Source organism: Spirosoma taeanense (genome assembly GCF_013127955.1).
Classification (GTDB): domain Bacteria; phylum Bacteroidota; class Bacteroidia; order Cytophagales; family Spirosomataceae; genus Spirosoma; species Spirosoma taeanense.
This window is the reverse complement of the sequence record NZ_CP053435.1, coordinates 665,966-682,348: the sequence shown is the minus strand read 5'-3', so window position 1 is coordinate 682,348 and position 16,383 is coordinate 665,966. Positions and strand designations below refer to the sequence as shown.

General features: G+C 53.3%; 14 protein-coding genes. 3 read left to right on the top strand and 11 right to left on the bottom strand.

The window, feature by feature from the left end; genetic code table 11:
* Positions 1-128: 128 nt before the first annotated feature.
* Together HNV11_RS02990 and scpA are read left to right on the top strand one after the other, a co-directional pair.
* On the top strand, positions 129-1,862 hold the full coding sequence (locus tag HNV11_RS02990) for a tetratricopeptide repeat protein (RefSeq protein ID WP_240163730.1): 1,734 nt from the start codon (positions 129-131) through the stop codon (positions 1,860-1,862).
* Positions 1,863-1,948: 86 nt separating this feature from the next.
* The gene (scpA, locus tag HNV11_RS02985) at positions 1,949-4,081 is read left to right on the top strand and encodes a methylmalonyl-CoA mutase (RefSeq protein ID WP_171738244.1); all 2,133 of its coding nucleotides are present in this window, start codon (positions 1,949-1,951) and stop codon (positions 4,079-4,081) included.
* A 78-nt stretch (positions 4,082-4,159) separates the two neighbouring features.
* Here the strand turns inward: scpA and HNV11_RS02980 are convergent, their stop codons facing one another.
* Both HNV11_RS02980 and HNV11_RS02975 read right to left on the bottom strand, forming a co-directional pair.
* Positions 4,160-5,344: an alpha/beta hydrolase gene (locus tag HNV11_RS02980; protein WP_171738243.1), complete on the bottom strand. Its 1,185-nt coding sequence runs from the start codon at positions 5,342-5,344 to the stop codon at positions 4,160-4,162.
* Between the two features lie 381 nt (positions 5,345-5,725).
* Complete coding sequence (locus HNV11_RS02975; protein ID WP_171738242.1) at positions 5,726-7,741, bottom strand: tetratricopeptide repeat protein; 2,016 nt, start codon at positions 7,739-7,741, stop codon at positions 5,726-5,728.
* Between the two features lie 128 nt (positions 7,742-7,869).
* On the opposite strand from HNV11_RS02975, the gene HNV11_RS02970 reads away from it, so the two are divergent.
* Positions 7,870-8,730 (top strand): DNA/RNA non-specific endonuclease, encoded by an 861-nt coding sequence (locus tag HNV11_RS02970; RefSeq protein ID WP_240163728.1) that lies wholly within the window; start codon positions 7,870-7,872, stop codon positions 8,728-8,730.
* Here HNV11_RS02970 and HNV11_RS02965 read toward each other — a convergent pair.
* From HNV11_RS02965 to HNV11_RS02925, 9 genes are all read right to left on the bottom strand, one after another.
* Positions 8,727-9,797, bottom strand: a complete 1,071-nt coding sequence (locus HNV11_RS02965; protein ID WP_171738240.1) for a fatty acid desaturase family protein — start codon at positions 9,795-9,797, stop codon at positions 8,727-8,729. The genes HNV11_RS02970 and HNV11_RS02965 overlap by 4 nt on opposite strands.
* 145 nt (positions 9,798-9,942) lie before the next feature.
* Positions 9,943-10,839 (bottom strand): phosphogluconate dehydrogenase (NAD(+)-dependent, decarboxylating), encoded by an 897-nt coding sequence (gene gnd / locus HNV11_RS02960; protein WP_171738239.1) that lies wholly within the window; start codon positions 10,837-10,839, stop codon positions 9,943-9,945.
* Between the two features lie 156 nt (positions 10,840-10,995).
* Positions 10,996-11,385, bottom strand: a complete 390-nt coding sequence (locus HNV11_RS02955; RefSeq protein WP_171738238.1) for a VanZ family protein — start codon at positions 11,383-11,385, stop codon at positions 10,996-10,998.
* A 73-nt stretch (positions 11,386-11,458) separates the two neighbouring features.
* The gene (gene gldF / locus HNV11_RS02950; protein ID WP_171738237.1) at positions 11,459-12,184 is read right to left on the bottom strand and encodes a gliding motility-associated ABC transporter permease subunit GldF; all 726 of its coding nucleotides are present in this window, start codon (positions 12,182-12,184) and stop codon (positions 11,459-11,461) included.
* Positions 12,185-12,255: 71 nt separating this feature from the next.
* Positions 12,256-12,774: a DUF4199 domain-containing protein gene (locus tag HNV11_RS02945; protein ID WP_171738236.1), complete on the bottom strand. Its 519-nt coding sequence runs from the start codon at positions 12,772-12,774 to the stop codon at positions 12,256-12,258.
* A gap of 70 nt (positions 12,775-12,844) precedes the next feature.
* The gene (locus HNV11_RS02940) at positions 12,845-13,396 is read right to left on the bottom strand and encodes a DUF4199 domain-containing protein (protein ID WP_171738235.1); all 552 of its coding nucleotides are present in this window, start codon (positions 13,394-13,396) and stop codon (positions 12,845-12,847) included.
* The gene (locus HNV11_RS02935) at positions 13,393-14,718 is read right to left on the bottom strand and encodes a dihydroorotase (protein ID WP_171738234.1); all 1,326 of its coding nucleotides are present in this window, start codon (positions 14,716-14,718) and stop codon (positions 13,393-13,395) included. Before HNV11_RS02935 ends, HNV11_RS02940 begins: the two co-directional genes overlap by 4 nt.
* Before the next feature lie 97 nt (positions 14,719-14,815).
* Positions 14,816-15,199: a glycine cleavage system protein GcvH gene (gcvH, locus tag HNV11_RS02930; RefSeq protein ID WP_171738233.1), complete on the bottom strand. Its 384-nt coding sequence runs from the start codon at positions 15,197-15,199 to the stop codon at positions 14,816-14,818.
* A gap of 77 nt (positions 15,200-15,276) precedes the next feature.
* A complete protein-coding gene (locus tag HNV11_RS02925; protein WP_171738232.1) occupies positions 15,277-16,335 on the bottom strand; it encodes an aldo/keto reductase in 1,059 nt (352 codons plus the stop codon).
* Between the last annotated feature and the right edge of the window lie 48 nt (positions 16,336-16,383).

Below are 16,383 nucleotides of genomic sequence, written 5' to 3'. Positions count from 1 at the left end.
TTATCCAACCGTTGCCGAACAAGAACTTGACTAGTAACAGGTTACAACCTTACTTGCCCTGAAGTCGTGCCAATGGCCAGTAGTCGGCAGGCTACTGCTGGCTCGACCCAGCCTAAACCCTGTTCTGTATGAAGACCCTGATCGCTTGTTGTTTAACGGCAATTGCGTGTCTGGCAATTGCCGCCTGTCAATCCGCCCAAAAAGAAAGCCTTACCAAACAGTCGGAATTGTACGAGGCATCAGCGGTTATCTGTGGCGTTCAGCCCACGGACAAAGCCTGGTATAGCGACCAGCAGGCAGCCCCGTTTTTCGACAGCCTGGGCACCGTACATTATCCCATTACGACCAATAACCAAACCCTTCAGCGCTATTTCGATCAGGGACTGACCTTAGCCTATGGCTTCAACCATGCAGAGGCTGCCCGATCATTTTATCAGGCTATCCGGCTGGACTCTACCAGCGCCATGGCCCACTGGGGCTTTAGCTACGTACTGGGGCCAAACTACAACGCCGGCATGGAGCCGGACAATTACCAACGGGCTTACCAGGCCATCCAGAAGGCCATTCGCTATTCTCAGGCCTGTACCGAGAAAGAAAAAAGTCTGATTCATGCATTAGCCAAACGCTACCCCGCATCGCCCGTCAACGACCGACGGCCGTATGACGTTGCCTACGCCAATGCGATGAAAGCCGTTCGCGACCGTTTTCTGGACGATGTCGACATTGGGGCGCTCTACGCTGAATCGCTGATGGACTTACACCCCTGGGATCTCTGGACGAAAAGTGGCCAGCCCAAACCCTGGACACCCGAAATTGTTGCCGTGCTGGAACAGACAATGCAACGCAGCCCAAAGCATACGGGGGCCAATCATTTCTATATCCATGCTGTTGAGGCATCACAGACACCCCAGCGCGGGCTTGCAAGTGCTGCTTTACTCACTCAGATCTCACCGGGTTCGGGCCACCTCGCTCATATGCCTTCCCATATTTATATCCGCACCGGTCAGTACCACCAAGGTTCTCAGTCGAATATACAGGCCGTCAGAGCCGACAGCACCTATCTGACGGCCTGCCATGCGCAGGGCGCGTATCCGTTGATGTACTATCCGCACAACTACCATTTTCTGGCGGCTACGGCTGCGCTGGAAGGCAATAGTGCCCTGGCGCTTAATGCCGCCCGAAAAGTAGCCGAAAATACCAAACGAAGTCTTCTTAACCAGCCCGGCTGGAGTACGTTGCAGCATTATTATACCATTCCGTACTACGTGGCGATTAAGTTTCGAAAATGGGACGACATCCTGCACTGGAGCCAGATCGATACGCTTAGTTTAAAGTATCCAAGCGCTATCCGGCACTACGCCCGCGGTATGGCTTATGCTGGCAAGCAGCAGCTGGCACAGGCTAAAGCCGAGCTAAAACAGGTGGAAGCGTATGCCAGTGACTCCATTATGGCTAAACAGACCTTCTGGGGGATTAACTCGGGCGCGCCGTTAGTACAGATCGCCAGCCGCGTTCTCAAGGCTGAGATTTTAGCACAGGAAGGCCAGCCTATAGCGAGCGTGGCCTTACTCCGGGAGGCCGTCAGGCGGGAAGATCAGCTCAATTACAATGAACCACCCGACTGGCTTTTTTCAGTCCGCCATCAATTAGGCGATATGCTGCTTAAAGCAAAGCAGTGGCGGGCGGCCGAACAGGTCTTTACGGAAGACCTGCAGACACTCCCCGAGAATGGCTGGGCACTGGCGGGTCTGGCTAAAGCGCAACAGGCTCAGAACAAACCCGCCAGTGCCCGGCAGACAAAAAACCGGGCGCTGCAGGCCTGGCGATGGGCCGACAGACAACTGGTTAACTCTATTCGGTAATACGGCTGCCCATCGGGCAGCGGGTCCGAAGGTTGTTAGTTGTACGGTAATAATACCGTATTTTGTTCTGATTAATACAATCTGGTATGCGCCCTGACTTCATCAACCTGAAATCCTCTATTGCCTCAACTGACGACCAGCCTGATTCAGCAAAAGCCTTTACCACGGCTGAGGGCATCCGGCTTAAGCCGCGCTTTACGGTCGCCGACATTGCCGACGCCGATCATCTGAATTATGCAGCCGGTATTCCGCCCTACCTGCGCGGTCCCTACGCCAGCATGTACGTTCGGCAGCCCTGGACCATCCGGCAATACGCGGGGTTTTCAACGGCGGAAGAATCGAATGCTTTTTACCGGCGTAATCTCGCAGCCGGGCAAAAAGGACTGTCGGTGGCCTTCGACCTGGCGACCCACCGGGGTTACGATTCCGACCACCCGCGCGTTGTCGGCGACGTTGGTAAGGCAGGTGTAGCGATCGATTCGGTGGAGGATATGAAGATTTTATTCGATCAGATTCCCCTCGACCAGATGTCGGTGTCGATGACCATGAACGGAGCGGTGCTGCCCATCATGGCGTTTTTCATCGTTGCGGCCGAAGAACAGGGCGTTTCGCCCGAAAAGCTGTCGGGCACAATCCAGAATGATATCCTGAAGGAATTCATGGTGCGGAACACCTATATCTATCCGCCCGAACCCTCCATGCGCATTGTGGGCGATATTTTTGCCTACACGGCCCGCCACATGCCCAGGTTCAATTCAATCAGCATCAGCGGCTACCATATGCACGAAGCGGGTGCCCCGGCCCAGCTCGAACTGGCCTATACGCTCGCCGACGGACTGGAATATATCCGCACGGGTTTGCGGGCAGGTATGAGCATCGACGATTTTGCTCCGCGACTGTCCTTTTTCTGGGGGATTGGCATGAACCATTTCATGGAGATTGCCAAACTGCGGGCCGGGCGGCTGCTCTGGGCCAAAATCGTACAGCAGTTTTCGCCTGAAAACCCGAAATCGCTGGCGTTACGTACCCACTGCCAGACCTCCGGCTATAGCCTGACCGAACAGGACCCCTTTAATAACGTTGCCCGCACTACCATCGAAGCCTTGGCAGCCGTGCTGGGCGGTACGCAGAGTCTGCACACCAACTCACTGGACGAGGCCATTGCCCTACCTACCGATTTCTCAGCCCGCATTGCCCGCAACACCCAGCTTTATCTGCAATACGAAACCGACGTAACCCGCGCCGTTGATCCGTGGGGCGGCTCTTATTACGTTGAATATTTAACCAAAGAACTGGCTCAAAAAGCGTGGGCGCTGATTGAAGAAGTCGAGCAGTTGGGTGGCATGACCAGGGCCATTGAGACCGGCCTGCCCAAACTTCGCATTGAAGAAGCAGCTGCCCGCAAACAGGCCCGAATTGATGCCGGGAAAGATGTCATTGTGGGTGTTAACAGGTTCAGGCCGGAAAATGAAACAGAGATTGAGCTACTCACCATCGACAACCAGGCCGTCCGGGAAGCCCAGATTCGTAGGCTGGAACAGATTCGAAACAAACGTAATACCGACGCCGTTCAAACAGCGTTGGCGGCCATTACCCAATGCGCCGAAACAGGCGAGGGAAATCTACTGCAGCTAGCCGTTGAAGCAGCCCGCCACCGCGCCACCCTCGGCGAAATCTCCGACGCTATGGAAAAGGCCTTTGGTCGTCATAAAGCCACCATCCGGGCGATATCGGGTATCTACTCTGCCGAAGTATCCGACGATGAGAATTTCCGGCTGGCCCGCGAGATGAGCGATCATTTTGCCGCACTCGACGGACGCCGGCCACGCATTCTGGTGGCCAAAATGGGGCAGGACGGCCACGATCGGGGCGCTAAAGTGATTGCCACCAGCTTTGCCGATCTGGGTTTTGACGTCGATATGGGACCGCTTTTCCAGACCCCTGCCGAGGTGGCCCGGCAAGCCGCCGAAAACGATGTGCATATCGTTGGCGTGTCGAGCCTGGCGGCCGGCCACAAAACGCTGGTTCCCCAACTGATTGAGGAATTGAGGACAATTGGGCGCGACGATATCCTGGTCATTGCCGGGGGCGTGATTCCAGCCCAGGACTATCAATACCTTTACGATGCGGGCGTTCGGGGTGTGTTCGGCCCCGGAACGGTTATTTCCGTAGCCGCCCAGAAAATTCTGGGTGAGTTACTGGCCATGATCAATGAATGAATCCGTTCGGAAAACTTCCTTTACAAAGACCCAGTCCCGACTATCGAATCTGGTCAGATAGACGGGGCCGGTTACCGCTTAGCGGGCCAGTTGTGCAAACAGCAAATCGGTGCCGCTAATAAAATCGCTGATTGCGTTATCATGCCCTTTTCCGCGCAACGTACTCAGGTCAACCCCCGGTGCCTGACGGCGATTCATGGCATCGCTGGCGTTCTTAGAATTAAAGTAAAAGACCAGTTGATCGGCGTCACCATGGTAAAAACGCGTCCGGGCGCTGGGTTTCCAGTCGTGGATATCATTGTCATTCACCGCATTCAGAAACGCAACATCGGTTCCGTTATTGACACCCTGCCGGAAATTATCCGTAAACGTTACGTGCAGACTGACGCTAATCGATGCATCCTTGCCTTTTTGGGTAATCTGCGAAGCATAGGGTTCCTTAAAGTAAAACGACATTGGTCGGTTCAGGCCGTAGATACGGTCATAGGTTAACAAGGTCCAGAGGTATTTTTTGTTATAGCCGGCGTTTCCGCTGGTCTTGTTGTTAATAATGTATTTCATGAACTCAGGTTTATCGTGTGCCCCGGCCCCCAGACTCGATGCAATCAGGTTAAATTCGCCCGGCACTTCCTGCTCCAGCTTTTTCTGAAGGGACAGCGTAGCAAAACCGCCTTCTGAATAACCTTCTATAAACAACCGGCCATCCCAGGAGATACTCTTCTGGGTCAGATACTGACGGGCAGCCCGAAGCATGTCCAAACTGGCCGATGCCAGGCTGCTGCGATGTTCGTACGGATGCGGTACGTTACGCGATGCGCCATAGCCAATATAATCGGCAGCCGATACAATATAGCCTTCTGAAGCGAACTGATTACCAGTCGTATAGCTTTCCGTTCCCGGCGAATAATACGAAGGCGCCATCAACTCGGATTCGATGGTGAAATGCTGCATGCTTAGCATTGGCGAAGGGGTGTTCTTCTGCGGGACTAGCAGTAAGCCCGACGCCTGAATGGGCGAGCCATCTACATTGCTGGTTGCGTAAACGAGTCGAAAAGCCTGCACATTGTACCTTCCCGACTGAGTAGTCTTATAGCTGCCCACGGGCGTAGCCGAGACAAGAGTTGAGGTTTGCGTTGCTGATCGGGCGGCTCCCGTATCCACCGGTCCTTCAGCGGGTTCGGTCTGCTCACAGCCAGACAATAAGGTTAACCCCAGGACCAGACTTGCGGTAATTACAGAGTTGAGCGTTGAGTAAAGTTTCATTGCTGCAGATGGTTGCGTTCTCATAGACTTCTACTTGATTGCACCCTAACAACTTGTTTAACAACGCATTAAATATCATATTATAATGTACCCCCAAACCTGAAGCATTCTGTATCGGATACTCTACAGGAATGGGGCAGTCGCTTTACAGTAATTGTTGATTGCGGCATACGCCGTTTAATCAACTTATTGACATTCAACCCAATTACTTGTTTAAAACAATTTTTATAAATTTTTCAATGCTCATTGCCGGTTCGGAAGCCTGCTTCAACAAAACAGATCGAATGTACAGTTTAAGCTAACCCGCAATAAATCAGCCCTTAGTAGCCTCAGGGATTTAACCTTAAACTACTAAGGGCTGATGTCACTTATTTCGGAAGACTAGTACTTATTCAATACGCTGTCTGGCAGTATATTCACGTCAATACCCGTTGCCTTCATCAGGTTAGCGCGGTTGTTCTGACCATCCACATAGGCAGGGTTTACTACCATCGACTTATTGTAATAGTACGACGCCAGTTCCAGCTTACGTCGATCGTTCTGCGCAAATCCTTCTGTCTGGTAGATCACACCCAGGTTATTATACGCTGGTGCATAGGCATTTGCGGCCCGAATGGTCTGTTTGTAATAATACTTGGCTGAGTCTACGTTGGGCGTTATTTTCTGGAAGACATACGCCATAGAAAAATAAGCTTCGCCAAAATTGGGATAGATCCGGGTTGATTCCTGCAGGTGATCGAGCGCCCAGCGGCCGTGCTTATTCGCGGCTGCCAGCGCCGAGTCCATCGCCACCTGACCTTGTTTAACCAACGCCGGTTGTTTTGCGGTCTTCAGCGCATTCTGAATCGAGTCGAGCCGGGCGCGGTCTTTCAGGCCTTTTTCAATCCATTCATTGGCAACGTGCCGCTGCACCTGACAGCTATTGGGTGCGTATGGTAGCGCAGAGTTGAACAGAATGAAGTTGTTTTTCCAGTCCCGGTTACGGTCTACCGTCTTAAACGAATACAAACCAGCCACTACCGCCATCAGGCCAAGCAGCGGAGCGTAACGCACCAGAAGCGGCCGGGCTGGCTGAGTCAGATCTGAACTGACCAATGCCGGTTCGGCTTCAATGGGCTTGCGGACCAGCAGCTTCTGCCCTGCCCAGATAAGAATAAACCCGAAGCCCATAACAGCCGCATAGGTAAAGCGCTCGGCAAAGATGCCGCCCCGGAGCCAGATAAAGCCCAGGCCGGGTGCCATAGTAACAAAGAACCAGAACAGGCCAAATCCCCAGGTTGTCCGTTTAATAAACCCGCGTATGGTCAGATACAGCAGCCCTAACAAAGTGAAAAAGCCCGCCCACGTCATCAGATCACCTTTACCGCCGGTTGGGATCACATTGTAGGAATAATCATACACTAGCGGATGCGGGAACACCAGCAACTGAATGTAATGCAGCAAAAATTTGAACGTAGTCGACTTCTCTGTCTTCAAAATCGCGTAAGGATAGTTGGCCCAGTCTACCGGCGGGTTGCCACTGAGCGTGCCGATCATCAACTTCTTCTGATAGAAAAATAAAGCGGCAACGATCAAGAAGGGCCAGAGACTGATGAGCGATTGCCAGAGATTCCGACGAGCGAACCAGTACTGCATGGCCGGAATCAGGGCCAGACTAACTATGGAAGACTCTTTCGAGAGAAAAGCCAGATACAGCGAAACACAGGCGCCTACAATCCAGCCGACCTGTTTTGTTTCCAGATACCGCCAGTAAGTCAGCAGCATCAGCGAGATAAACAGAAAGCTCAGTACCTCGTCCCGGCCTTTTATGTTGGCCACAATCTCTGTGTGGAGCGGGTGAGCAATGAAGACAAGGCCAATCAGAAACGCCGGAATCGTTTGCTTCGGCAGCCACTTCTGCAGCAGTATACCAACAACCAACCCCGTCAGTGCATACAGCCCCGTGTTGATCATGTGGCTGATGTGCGGATTGTCGCCGAAAAACTCCTGCTCCAGCGCGAACGTAATGAGCGACAGAGGGCGGTAGTAGCCCAGCGAAATATTACTGAAGTGCCAGAACTCAGTCCGGAGCAGGTCCGGAATACCCGCCAGCCCTTTCTTGACGAACAGGTTCTGACCGATGGCCGCAATGTCGTCCAGGGCGTATTCATGACTGAATGTATTGACATACAGAAGGAATCCGAGCAGGGCAAGCAAGACAGGCGGCCACCACTTCACAGCCCGGCTGTCGACAGGCAGGCTGGGCGTTGTGGACGGGCCGGCAGGCTTCGTAGCCGTTGCCCGTACGGGTGGGCGCAGGGTCGTATCAGCCGCGCGAGTCGACCGACTGGTGCTCGGCGTGACGAGAGGTTTGGATACCGGACGAACCGGCCCGGCAGGTTGCTTTTTTTTCGCCATATCAGCAGCTAACGCGCTTGATTTTAGGTCAGTTTCAGATCTACGCCGTTCTTCACTAGGATTAGTAGACCTTCGTTACGTTTTCGTAGTTGTAAAGTTCAGGAAGAATGTCAGCAAAATCAATTGTCATGATTCATCAACTCAAAACTCTCGTTTATCTGGCCGGTCTCAGCGTTCTGCTCAACGGCTGTCTCAGGCCCGTCACGCCCAGAACCTCTACGGGGTCAACGCAGCCAACCCGCGACGATAACCTCGCGCTGGGTAATCCAAGCCGGGCCACGTTGAACGATCCGGACAACTATCTGATGGCAAAATCGACGTATACGCTGTCGTACAGCCGCAAACGGGGTATTGCTAACTGGGTGAGCTGGCACCTGAGTTCGGCCTGGAAAGGCGACAGCCCCCGCACCAACGAGTTTCGGCCTGACCCGACGCTGCCCACGGGCTGGTATGCGGCTAAAACCTCCGACTACACCCATACCGGTTTCGACCGTGGCCACCTGTGCCCATCCGATGACCGGGATGGATCGGCAGAAGACAATGCGGCTACCTTTCTGCTAACCAACATCGTGCCACAGGCGCCACGCCATAACCGCGAGGTCTGGAAATATCTGGAAGAATATGAGCGGCATCTTGTAGCAAACGGCAATGAGGTCTATGTCATTGCCGGAACGTATGGCGTGGGCGGCACGGGGCAGAACGGACCGGCTTCTGCGCTGGCCGGTGGCAAACTGACCGTACCGGCTTCACTCTGGAAGATTATCGTGGTTCTGCCTACGGGTTCGGACGACGTAAGCCGCATTTCGACTAATACACGCGTCATTGCGGTCAATATCCCCAACGTTCAGTCGGCGGCCGACAAGCCCTGGAACGCTTACGTTACGAGTATAGATTTGCTGGAAAACCAGACTGGCTACGACTTTCTGTCGAACGTTTCGGCGGATGTACAGCGCATTATCGAAGCGCGGGTGGACGGCGGGAATAGCTAAACCCGTTGCAGACTTGGCTCAGCTACGCCGACCGGAATCCGCTGCGTGCGTTGACGCAGGAGGGCGATGGCATCGTTTTCATCCGTGAAGGTATCGTTGAGATTAACCATGTGCTTGGCCAGCTTGTCGTATCGGCCACGCATCAGCAGGAAAAATACCTGCAGGAAATCCAGCCCGTCGAAGATAATGGCGCGGTTCTGCGCGTATTTGTCGATGGTTTTCAGGAAGAACGTAGGGTGCTCTGTCCAGTGCATCGCAGGCCGGATGTGGTGGCTGATGTGATAGCCATCGTTCCAGCACTTTTTGTTGTAGTTAACGTTGATGCACGTAATGCTGTTTTTGTAGGCATTACCCGGGTCTTCGGCATCTACGAATGCGTGCTGCGTCCAGTTGCCCAGCATAGCAATGAAGCGATAGATGAAAAGCGGAAAAATGAATACCAGCACCGTAGCGGGCCAGCTGACAAAGCAAAGAGCAATGCAGACCGCAGCAAACGTCAGTTCGCCAATCAGGGCACGTCGGGCGAGTTTGGAGCGGTTTTTCCAGTGCAGGTATTTCAGCAGATCATGAACGCCCCGCACAAAAAACTGCCCGAAATAAGCCAGAAAACTCCGGAAACTGTCGCGCTGAAACGTCATCGTGCTGCTTTCGTCATCTTCGAGATTGTTTTCGGGATGGTGCATCCCGATGTGATGGCTGTAGTAAGTTTCGGGCGTATGGCCAAAGAACGGAGCCAGTACCCACGGCAGGTAATTATTTAGCCAGGTGTGCTCCGGTTTGAAAAACTGCCGGTGGCTCGTACAGTGCAGCATTAACCCAAACGGCCCTTTAAATACAAAATTGCTGACGTAAAAATGAACGGCGGCTACGGCCCACCAGGCCCAGCCCGTCAGAAACGGCATAAACAGCAGTACACTCAGGGGAATCAACACCAGGCTGATGCGAATCGTCAGATACACAAACGGCAGATCACGTTCGTCTTTAATATAACCCAGAAAAAACTGGTCCAGCCTGGAGTAAGTCCGTCCAGAAAAGGTCGGGTCATTAATGATGCCAAGTGCCTTCATACAGCAGCACGGTGATTATAGGGTTAAAAAAACGGGTTCGGGCAGTTTCGATTGCCCCTGAACGACAATCGAAACTGCCCGAACCCGTAAACATATATTAAATAACGTATAAACCACTATTTGAATGACGACTACCGTCGAAAATTTATTTTTTCGCGACGGCGTGCCCCCCAAACTCGTTCCGCAAGGCGGCAACAACTTTCCCCGTGAAGGTATCATCCTGCAGCGAGCGGTAACGCATAATAAGCGAAAGTGCAATAACCGGCGTTGGTACACCCAGATCCAGCGCGGTTTCGAGCGTCCACTTGCCTTCACCAGAGGAAAACATCCGCCCCTGAATTTCATCCAGTTTTGCGTCTTTCCGGAACGCCTTTTCGGTCAGTTCCATCAGCCAGCCGCGAATCACAGAGCCGTTACTCCACATATGGGCAACAGCCGCAAAATCGAGCGGAAACTGGCTTTTCTGCAGCACCTCGAACCCTTCGGCAATAGACTGCATCATACCGTATTCAATGCCGTTATGAACCATCTTGGTAAAGTGTCCACTGCCGGCTGGCCCGGTGTGCAGGTAGCCCCCCTCGACCGAAAGCTGGCGGAATACTTCGTGCAGTGGTTCAATTACCTCATTGTCACCACCAACCATGGTGCAGGCGCCGTTAAGGGCTCCGCTGATGCCTCCGCTGGTGCCACAGTCCAGAAAACCAATGCCTTTTTCTTTTAAGTATTTATAGCGCCGAAGTGAGTCCTGATAGTGCGAGTTACCACCATCAATGACCACGTCGCCGGGCTGCATTATAGCCAGCAACTGTTCAATTACGTTATCAACCAGTGGGCCGGCGGGTATCATCAGCCATAAAATCCGTTTCTCGGGAAGCGCCTGATACAGGTCCTGCAGTGAGTTAACGCCCTGCGCTCCTTCGCTTTTTATCGCTTCAACTAAGGTTTCGTTAATGTCATAACCAACAACAGTGTGGCCGTGGCGGACTAAGTTGCTAACGAGGTTATACCCCATTTTACCTAAGCCAATAAATCCAATGTGCATAACGATCAATGATTTGAGCGGTCAAATTGGTGATTTTTTCCGAAACCCCGACCCGCTGTCTGGATTGAATTTAGCAGAACGGTCAAATTAACCACCGGGCTATCGACAGTTCTGCTTCTGTCCTTTAGTAAGTTGAACTCCCCTACCGGTGATTTGTTAGCGGCTCACATCACTTCTTTTTAGCATGGTCTGTCCAAGCCAGATCACACCTACGCCGAGAAGCGCGCCCGCAAAGTCGGCAATTACGTCTTCTACGTCACCCGACCGGCGAATGGGTAGCGTATACTGCAATACCTCGATGATGATGCCGAATGCCAGGCCGGCCAGCAATACACGGATTGCTCCGGCCCGATCGGGCCAGTTGGTGCGCCCTCCTGGCCGGGCCAGCATCCAGAGCACACTAAACAGAACGAAAATAACGACGTGCATCAACTTATCATGCCAGGCCATAATCCGGGGTACTTTAGGACCCGGCAATAAACAGCCCCATAACATAATGAGTGTCCAGGCGATAGCAGCAGCCCGGCGTAGTGTCGGATTATTCATGGTGTAGTAGTTTATGAACGAAACGATTCCTCAAGAACTCAGTCGGCCGTTAAGGGTACCCGGCGAATTCAGATCAGCGGCTCACGTGCAGCCGATTGACAGTCAGCAGCAGAAAAAAAATGATTAGACTTAGCAAATAAACAAGATTACGGGAGTCGATCAGACCCCGGCCGAGAGCCCGGTACTGTTCGTCCAGCGCAAAATACGATAGATAATAGCCAAGGCCGCCCACGGCGCTTAACCCCGCCAGGGCACCTAACCCTACATAAAGCAGAAAGCAGAAAAACACCCCCAGCACGAAAGCCACCACCTGATTGTCGTTGAGCGAGGATGCCCACAGGCCAATGGCGACAAACACTCCCCCTAATAGCAACAGCCCGATATAGGAGCCAAACACCCCGGCCGAGTCAATATTGCCGACGGGAGAACCGAGTTGATAGAGCGTAAAATAATACAGCAGTGTGGGCAGGAGCGTCAGCGCAACCAGCAGCCAGCTCGCCAGGAACTTACCCACAACTACGCTCCACCGGCTCACAGGTTTGGTAAGCAGCCATTCGAGGGTGCCCGCTCGCCGTTCGTCGGCAATGGAACGCATCGTTACGGCCGGCACCAGAAACAGCATGACGTAGGGCGTCAGGTTGAAAAACGTGCCCATATCGGCATAGCCGTTTTCGAGCAGACTCGTATCGGGAAAAACCCATAAGAGCAACCCTACCGCCGTCAGGAACACGGCCATGATGATGTAGGCAATGGGCGACGAGAAGAATTGATTAATTTCTTTGCGAAAAATAGCCAGCACGTTCTTGGTAATTGGGATAGCAGCAACCGAGCCTACGCAGACCTATCTGCTTCGCTCAGCAAGGAATCTATTTATTCAAACGGAGTGGCCCGGTTCCGGCGCATAAACGCAGCAATAATCAACGAAAAAATAAGTCCGCCGATGGCCGCTCCAATGATCCCAAACACAAACAGCAGACCGGGGCTCTGAAACATCTGTACGACCTGCATCTGCTGATCGATCTGATCGTCCGGAACCCCCCGGTCTTCTAACTGTTCACGGGTTTTCTCAATAACCCGCCCCATGACGCCCGTGTCGATTACGGTCATGTAGAACACCGAGAATAAACTGGATAAGAATCCTGAAACGGCAGCCGTCAGCGTTCCCAGGCTCAGGCCCTGTCCATAGCTCATATAGCCGCCGTTCAGCGTCCGAAAATCACGCATTACCAGTACAATACCAGCAATGCTGAGCGCGTAGGAAACATAGCCCAGTGAGGCATTACCGATGCCATCCGTAAGAAACAGAAATGTTGAGAACAGAATCTGGGCGACACCCAGAATTAACCCCCATTTGAGGGCAACGCGGGCAGTTGAAGGTTCTTCATTCATCGGCAATGGTCTGGACGTATCCGCCCGGTAGGTTTAAACTGGTTTAGACGATAGGAGCCGGTTTGCGGGCTTACTGCAGAACGCTGTAATCCTGCTTACGGAAAATAAGCGAAATAATCAGAACTGGTAGTACAGCCAGGGCCGTTTTTTTCGTCAGCTCATCGGGCAGCAGTACGCCCGGCGTCATGTTGCTTACTTTGCTCCACTGCTCATCGAACGTTTCGGAACCGAACTGATCCGTGATCTGCTTTTTCCCTTCCAACAGCAGCTTCTTTGAGTTCACAACGTACTGCGCAAATACGTCGGGATCGATCTGGGTTACGAACAGGTAAATGAGCCAGCCCGTCACCAGAGCCGCTACGGTATTGAGTACGTAACCAATCGTGAGGCCTTCCCAGAGGTGCAACCGTCCCTGCCCGATGGATTTACGGTAGTACCAAACCGTAGCAATCATGACGATGATGTGGATGCCGTAATCCAGCACCCGGATATTACCAAGAGCCGGTACGCCAACGGCATAAAGCGCCAGGAAGTACAGAAAACATAAAGCACCCGTCAGCAGTCCGGCCAGCAGCGGGATTTTCAGCAGCGGGTGATTGAAGTAAGCGATGATTGCTTTCATGCGTTATGATTAAACTGGCCCTGGTGAATGGTGCCAACCACACGGCCGGTCAGTGTCTGCCCCAGAAAGGGTGAGTTTTTCGATTTAGACAGAGTCCGGCTAAAGGTCCAAGGCTCATCAGGCTGAAAGAGCGTCAGGCTGGCAGACTGTCCTTCGGCGAGCGTTACTGCCGGAAGCCGCAGAATATGCCGGGGCTGCGTAGTGAGTTTGTCAATGAGCTGAGCCAGCGACAAGCCCTGATTATTCGTTCTGACAGCCCCAAAGACGGTTTCAAGGCCGATAATGCCAAACTCGGCCTGGTCGAACTCCAGGTTTTTGCTTTCGGCATCCTGTGGCGTATGGTCCGACACAATGGCGTCGATGGTACCATCGGCCAGACCCGCCCAGAGCGCGGCTACGTCCTCCACTGACCGGAACGGTGGGTTCACTTTCAGGTTTGTGTCAAACCCGGCCAGCGCCGAATCGTCGAACACGAGTTGGTGAACCGCTACGTCGCAGCTAACCGGTAAGCCCTGCGCTTTAGCCTGCCGGATCAACTCTACCGACCGAGCCGAGGAAATGGTCGTAAAATGAAGCGCCGGCCCACGCTTACTCAACCGGCTGGCTGGTGTCTCTGTATCGTTTTCGATCTGCGGATTACCGCTCAGAACGTAATCCAGCAGACGCAGATCCCGTTCAATCATCAGTTCTTCGGCCAGGGCCGGCATTCCCTTTAGCCCCAGGAGCGTGCTTTGAACCCCTTCGTGCATCTGCCCGAAGCGAGTCAGCAGGGTTTCTTCGGGACGGTTGATGAGTAAGCCGTTGATGGGATGCAGGTACTGCAGGGTTTTGAGCAGCAGGTCAGGGTTCTGAAGTGGGTGATGCCCGTCCGAAAAGGCGATGGCTCCGGCATGGTGTAGATCCAGCATCTCCGTAAAGTCTTCTCCGGCGGCTTTTTTCGTGATAGCCGCCACAACGTGTACGCTCACGGGCTGGCCCTCAGACATGCGACGGACATACCCGAGTGTTCCCTTCGCATCGACCACCGGCTGAGTGTTGGGCAGCACGACAATGTCCGTAAAGCCACCGGCCGCAGCTGCCCGGCATACGCTCGTCAGATCTTCCTTATGTTCATAACCGGGGTCCTGCGCCGACACGCGCATATCTACCCAACCGGGCGAAACGTGCAGGTTGTTGGCTTCAATGACGCGAGTACCTTCATCGACAGACAGATTTTGGCCAATTTTCCGAATCAGGCCGTTTTCGATCAGCAGGTCAGCAATCTGTCCATCGAACGAGGAGGTGGAGTCAACAAAGCGAGCGGAACGAATCAGGAATTGCATGGATTGATCCCCGCTTTTCAGGCGAGGGGCCGTGGTAAGTGAGTGTCTAAAAAAAAGGCCCCTGTACCGGAGCCTCTCTACGTTGTTATCAATAAAATCAGGCGCCAACCAACTCCTGATACGCTTCGGCGCTCAACAAGTCATCTTTCTGTCCGGCATCGCTGGGCTTCAGCCGGATGATCCATCCTTCGCCATACGGGTCTTCATTCAGCAGCTGGGGAGTTTTCTCGATAGCCGGATTCAGTTCAAGCACTTCGCCATCAATCGGCAAAAACAGGTCTGAAACGGTTTTGACAGCTTCAACGGAACCAAATACCTCTCCTTTTGAAAGCGACTGGCCAATGGCCGTGATGTCTACGTAAACGATATCGCCCAATTCATGCTGGGCAAAATCCGTAATACCAATCACTGCCGTACCGTCGGCTTCAATCCGTATCCACTCGTGATCCTGCGTATAACTTAGTTCTGCGGGAAAATTCATTGCGGGGCGATTTTTTACAGGCACAAAATACGGAATCCGGGGCCGGATTTGCAAACACGTTCCGGCCCCGAACTGGTCTACTTGGCGGCTACGGCCTGACTCGGTGCGAAGTTAGCCGGCCCCAGCCGATCGTTACTCTGACGCTGGATCATCCATTGCGGATACGGTTTGGCCGTTGCGCTCACTTCGTTGAGGTCTTCCAGCTGCTCGGTAGTCAGGCTCAGCTCGGCCGCTTTGATATTATCGAGAAGCTGATCGGTGTTTTTTGCGCCGATAATGACGCTTGTTACGCCCGGCTGAGCCAGCACCCACGCCAGCGCGATTCGGGCAACCGATACGCCATGGGCTTCGGCAATTGGCTCCATCGCTTCGATGATGTCGTAGGCCTTTTCCTGATCGACGGGCGGAAAGTTAAACTCCAGTCGGCGCGAATCGCCTTCGGGCTTGTTGGTACGGGTGTACTTGCCCGACAGAAAACCACCCGCCAGCGGACTCCAGGGCAGAATAGCCATATGCTGATCCTGCACCATCGGCACAATCTCGTTTTCGAGGTCTCGCCCGGCAATGGAATAATAATTCTGCGTGGAGACAAACTTCGTCCAGCCGTTTTTCTCGGCGATGCCGTTTGCTTTCATCACCTGCCAGGCCGCCAGGTTAGAACAGCCAATGTAGCGGACCTTCCCGCTCCGAACAACGTCTTCCAGCCCCCGCATGGTTTCTTCCAGCGGGGTTATAGGATCGAAACCATGAATCTGGTAGAGATCAACATGATCGAGCTGCAGGCGTTTGAGGCTGCCTTCAATCTGCTGCTGAATCTGCAGACGACCCAAGCCAACCTGGTTTTTGCCTTCGCCCATCCGGCCGCGTACTTTGGTGGCAATCACCAGTTCGTCGCGCGACAGCCCTAAGGTTTTAAGGGCCTGACCCAGCAGCGTTTCCGACTGGCCGAACGAGTACACATTGGCCGTATCAATAAAGTTGATGCCGTTATCAATGGCCGTTTTCACGATATCGTTAACGGCGTCCTGCTGAAGCTGGCCCATTGCCTTCCAATGCCCCTCGCCCCCAAATGTCATTGTACCCAGGCAGATTTCAGAAACCAGTACGCCCGTATTCCCCAGAAAATTGTAGTTCATGGTTTGTTTAGTTGAAGTCTCATAAACTCAACCGGCAAACCGGGGGAT

Coding starts and splice junctions, on each gene's coding strand:
- HNV11_RS02935 (WP_171738234.1), bottom strand. CDS start 14,718: ATGCAATTCCTGATTCGTTCCGCTCGCTTTGTTGACTCCACCTCCTCG.
- HNV11_RS02945 (WP_171738236.1), bottom strand. CDS start 12,774: ATGAATGAAGAACCTTCAACTGCCCGCGTTGCCCTCAAATGGGGGTTA.
- scpA (WP_171738244.1), top strand. CDS start 1,949: ATGCGCCCTGACTTCATCAACCTGAAATCCTCTATTGCCTCAACTGAC.
- HNV11_RS02970 (WP_240163728.1), top strand. CDS start 7,870: ATGATTCATCAACTCAAAACTCTCGTTTATCTGGCCGGTCTCAGCGTT.
- HNV11_RS02980 (WP_171738243.1), bottom strand. CDS start 5,344: ATGAAACTTTACTCAACGCTCAACTCTGTAATTACCGCAAGTCTGGTC.
- HNV11_RS02925 (WP_171738232.1), bottom strand. CDS start 16,335: ATGAACTACAATTTTCTGGGGAATACGGGCGTACTGGTTTCTGAAATC.
- HNV11_RS02990 (WP_240163730.1), top strand. CDS start 129: ATGAAGACCCTGATCGCTTGTTGTTTAACGGCAATTGCGTGTCTGGCA.
- HNV11_RS02965 (WP_171738240.1), bottom strand. CDS start 9,797: ATGAAGGCACTTGGCATCATTAATGACCCGACCTTTTCTGGACGGACT.
- gnd (WP_171738239.1), bottom strand. CDS start 10,839: ATGCACATTGGATTTATTGGCTTAGGTAAAATGGGGTATAACCTCGTT.
- gcvH (WP_171738233.1), bottom strand. CDS start 15,199: ATGAATTTTCCCGCAGAACTAAGTTATACGCAGGATCACGAGTGGATA.
- HNV11_RS02940 (WP_171738235.1), bottom strand. CDS start 13,396: ATGAAAGCAATCATCGCTTACTTCAATCACCCGCTGCTGAAAATCCCG.
- HNV11_RS02955 (WP_171738238.1), bottom strand. CDS start 11,385: ATGAATAATCCGACACTACGCCGGGCTGCTGCTATCGCCTGGACACTC.
- HNV11_RS02975 (WP_171738242.1), bottom strand. CDS start 7,741: ATGGCGAAAAAAAAGCAACCTGCCGGGCCGGTTCGTCCGGTATCCAAA.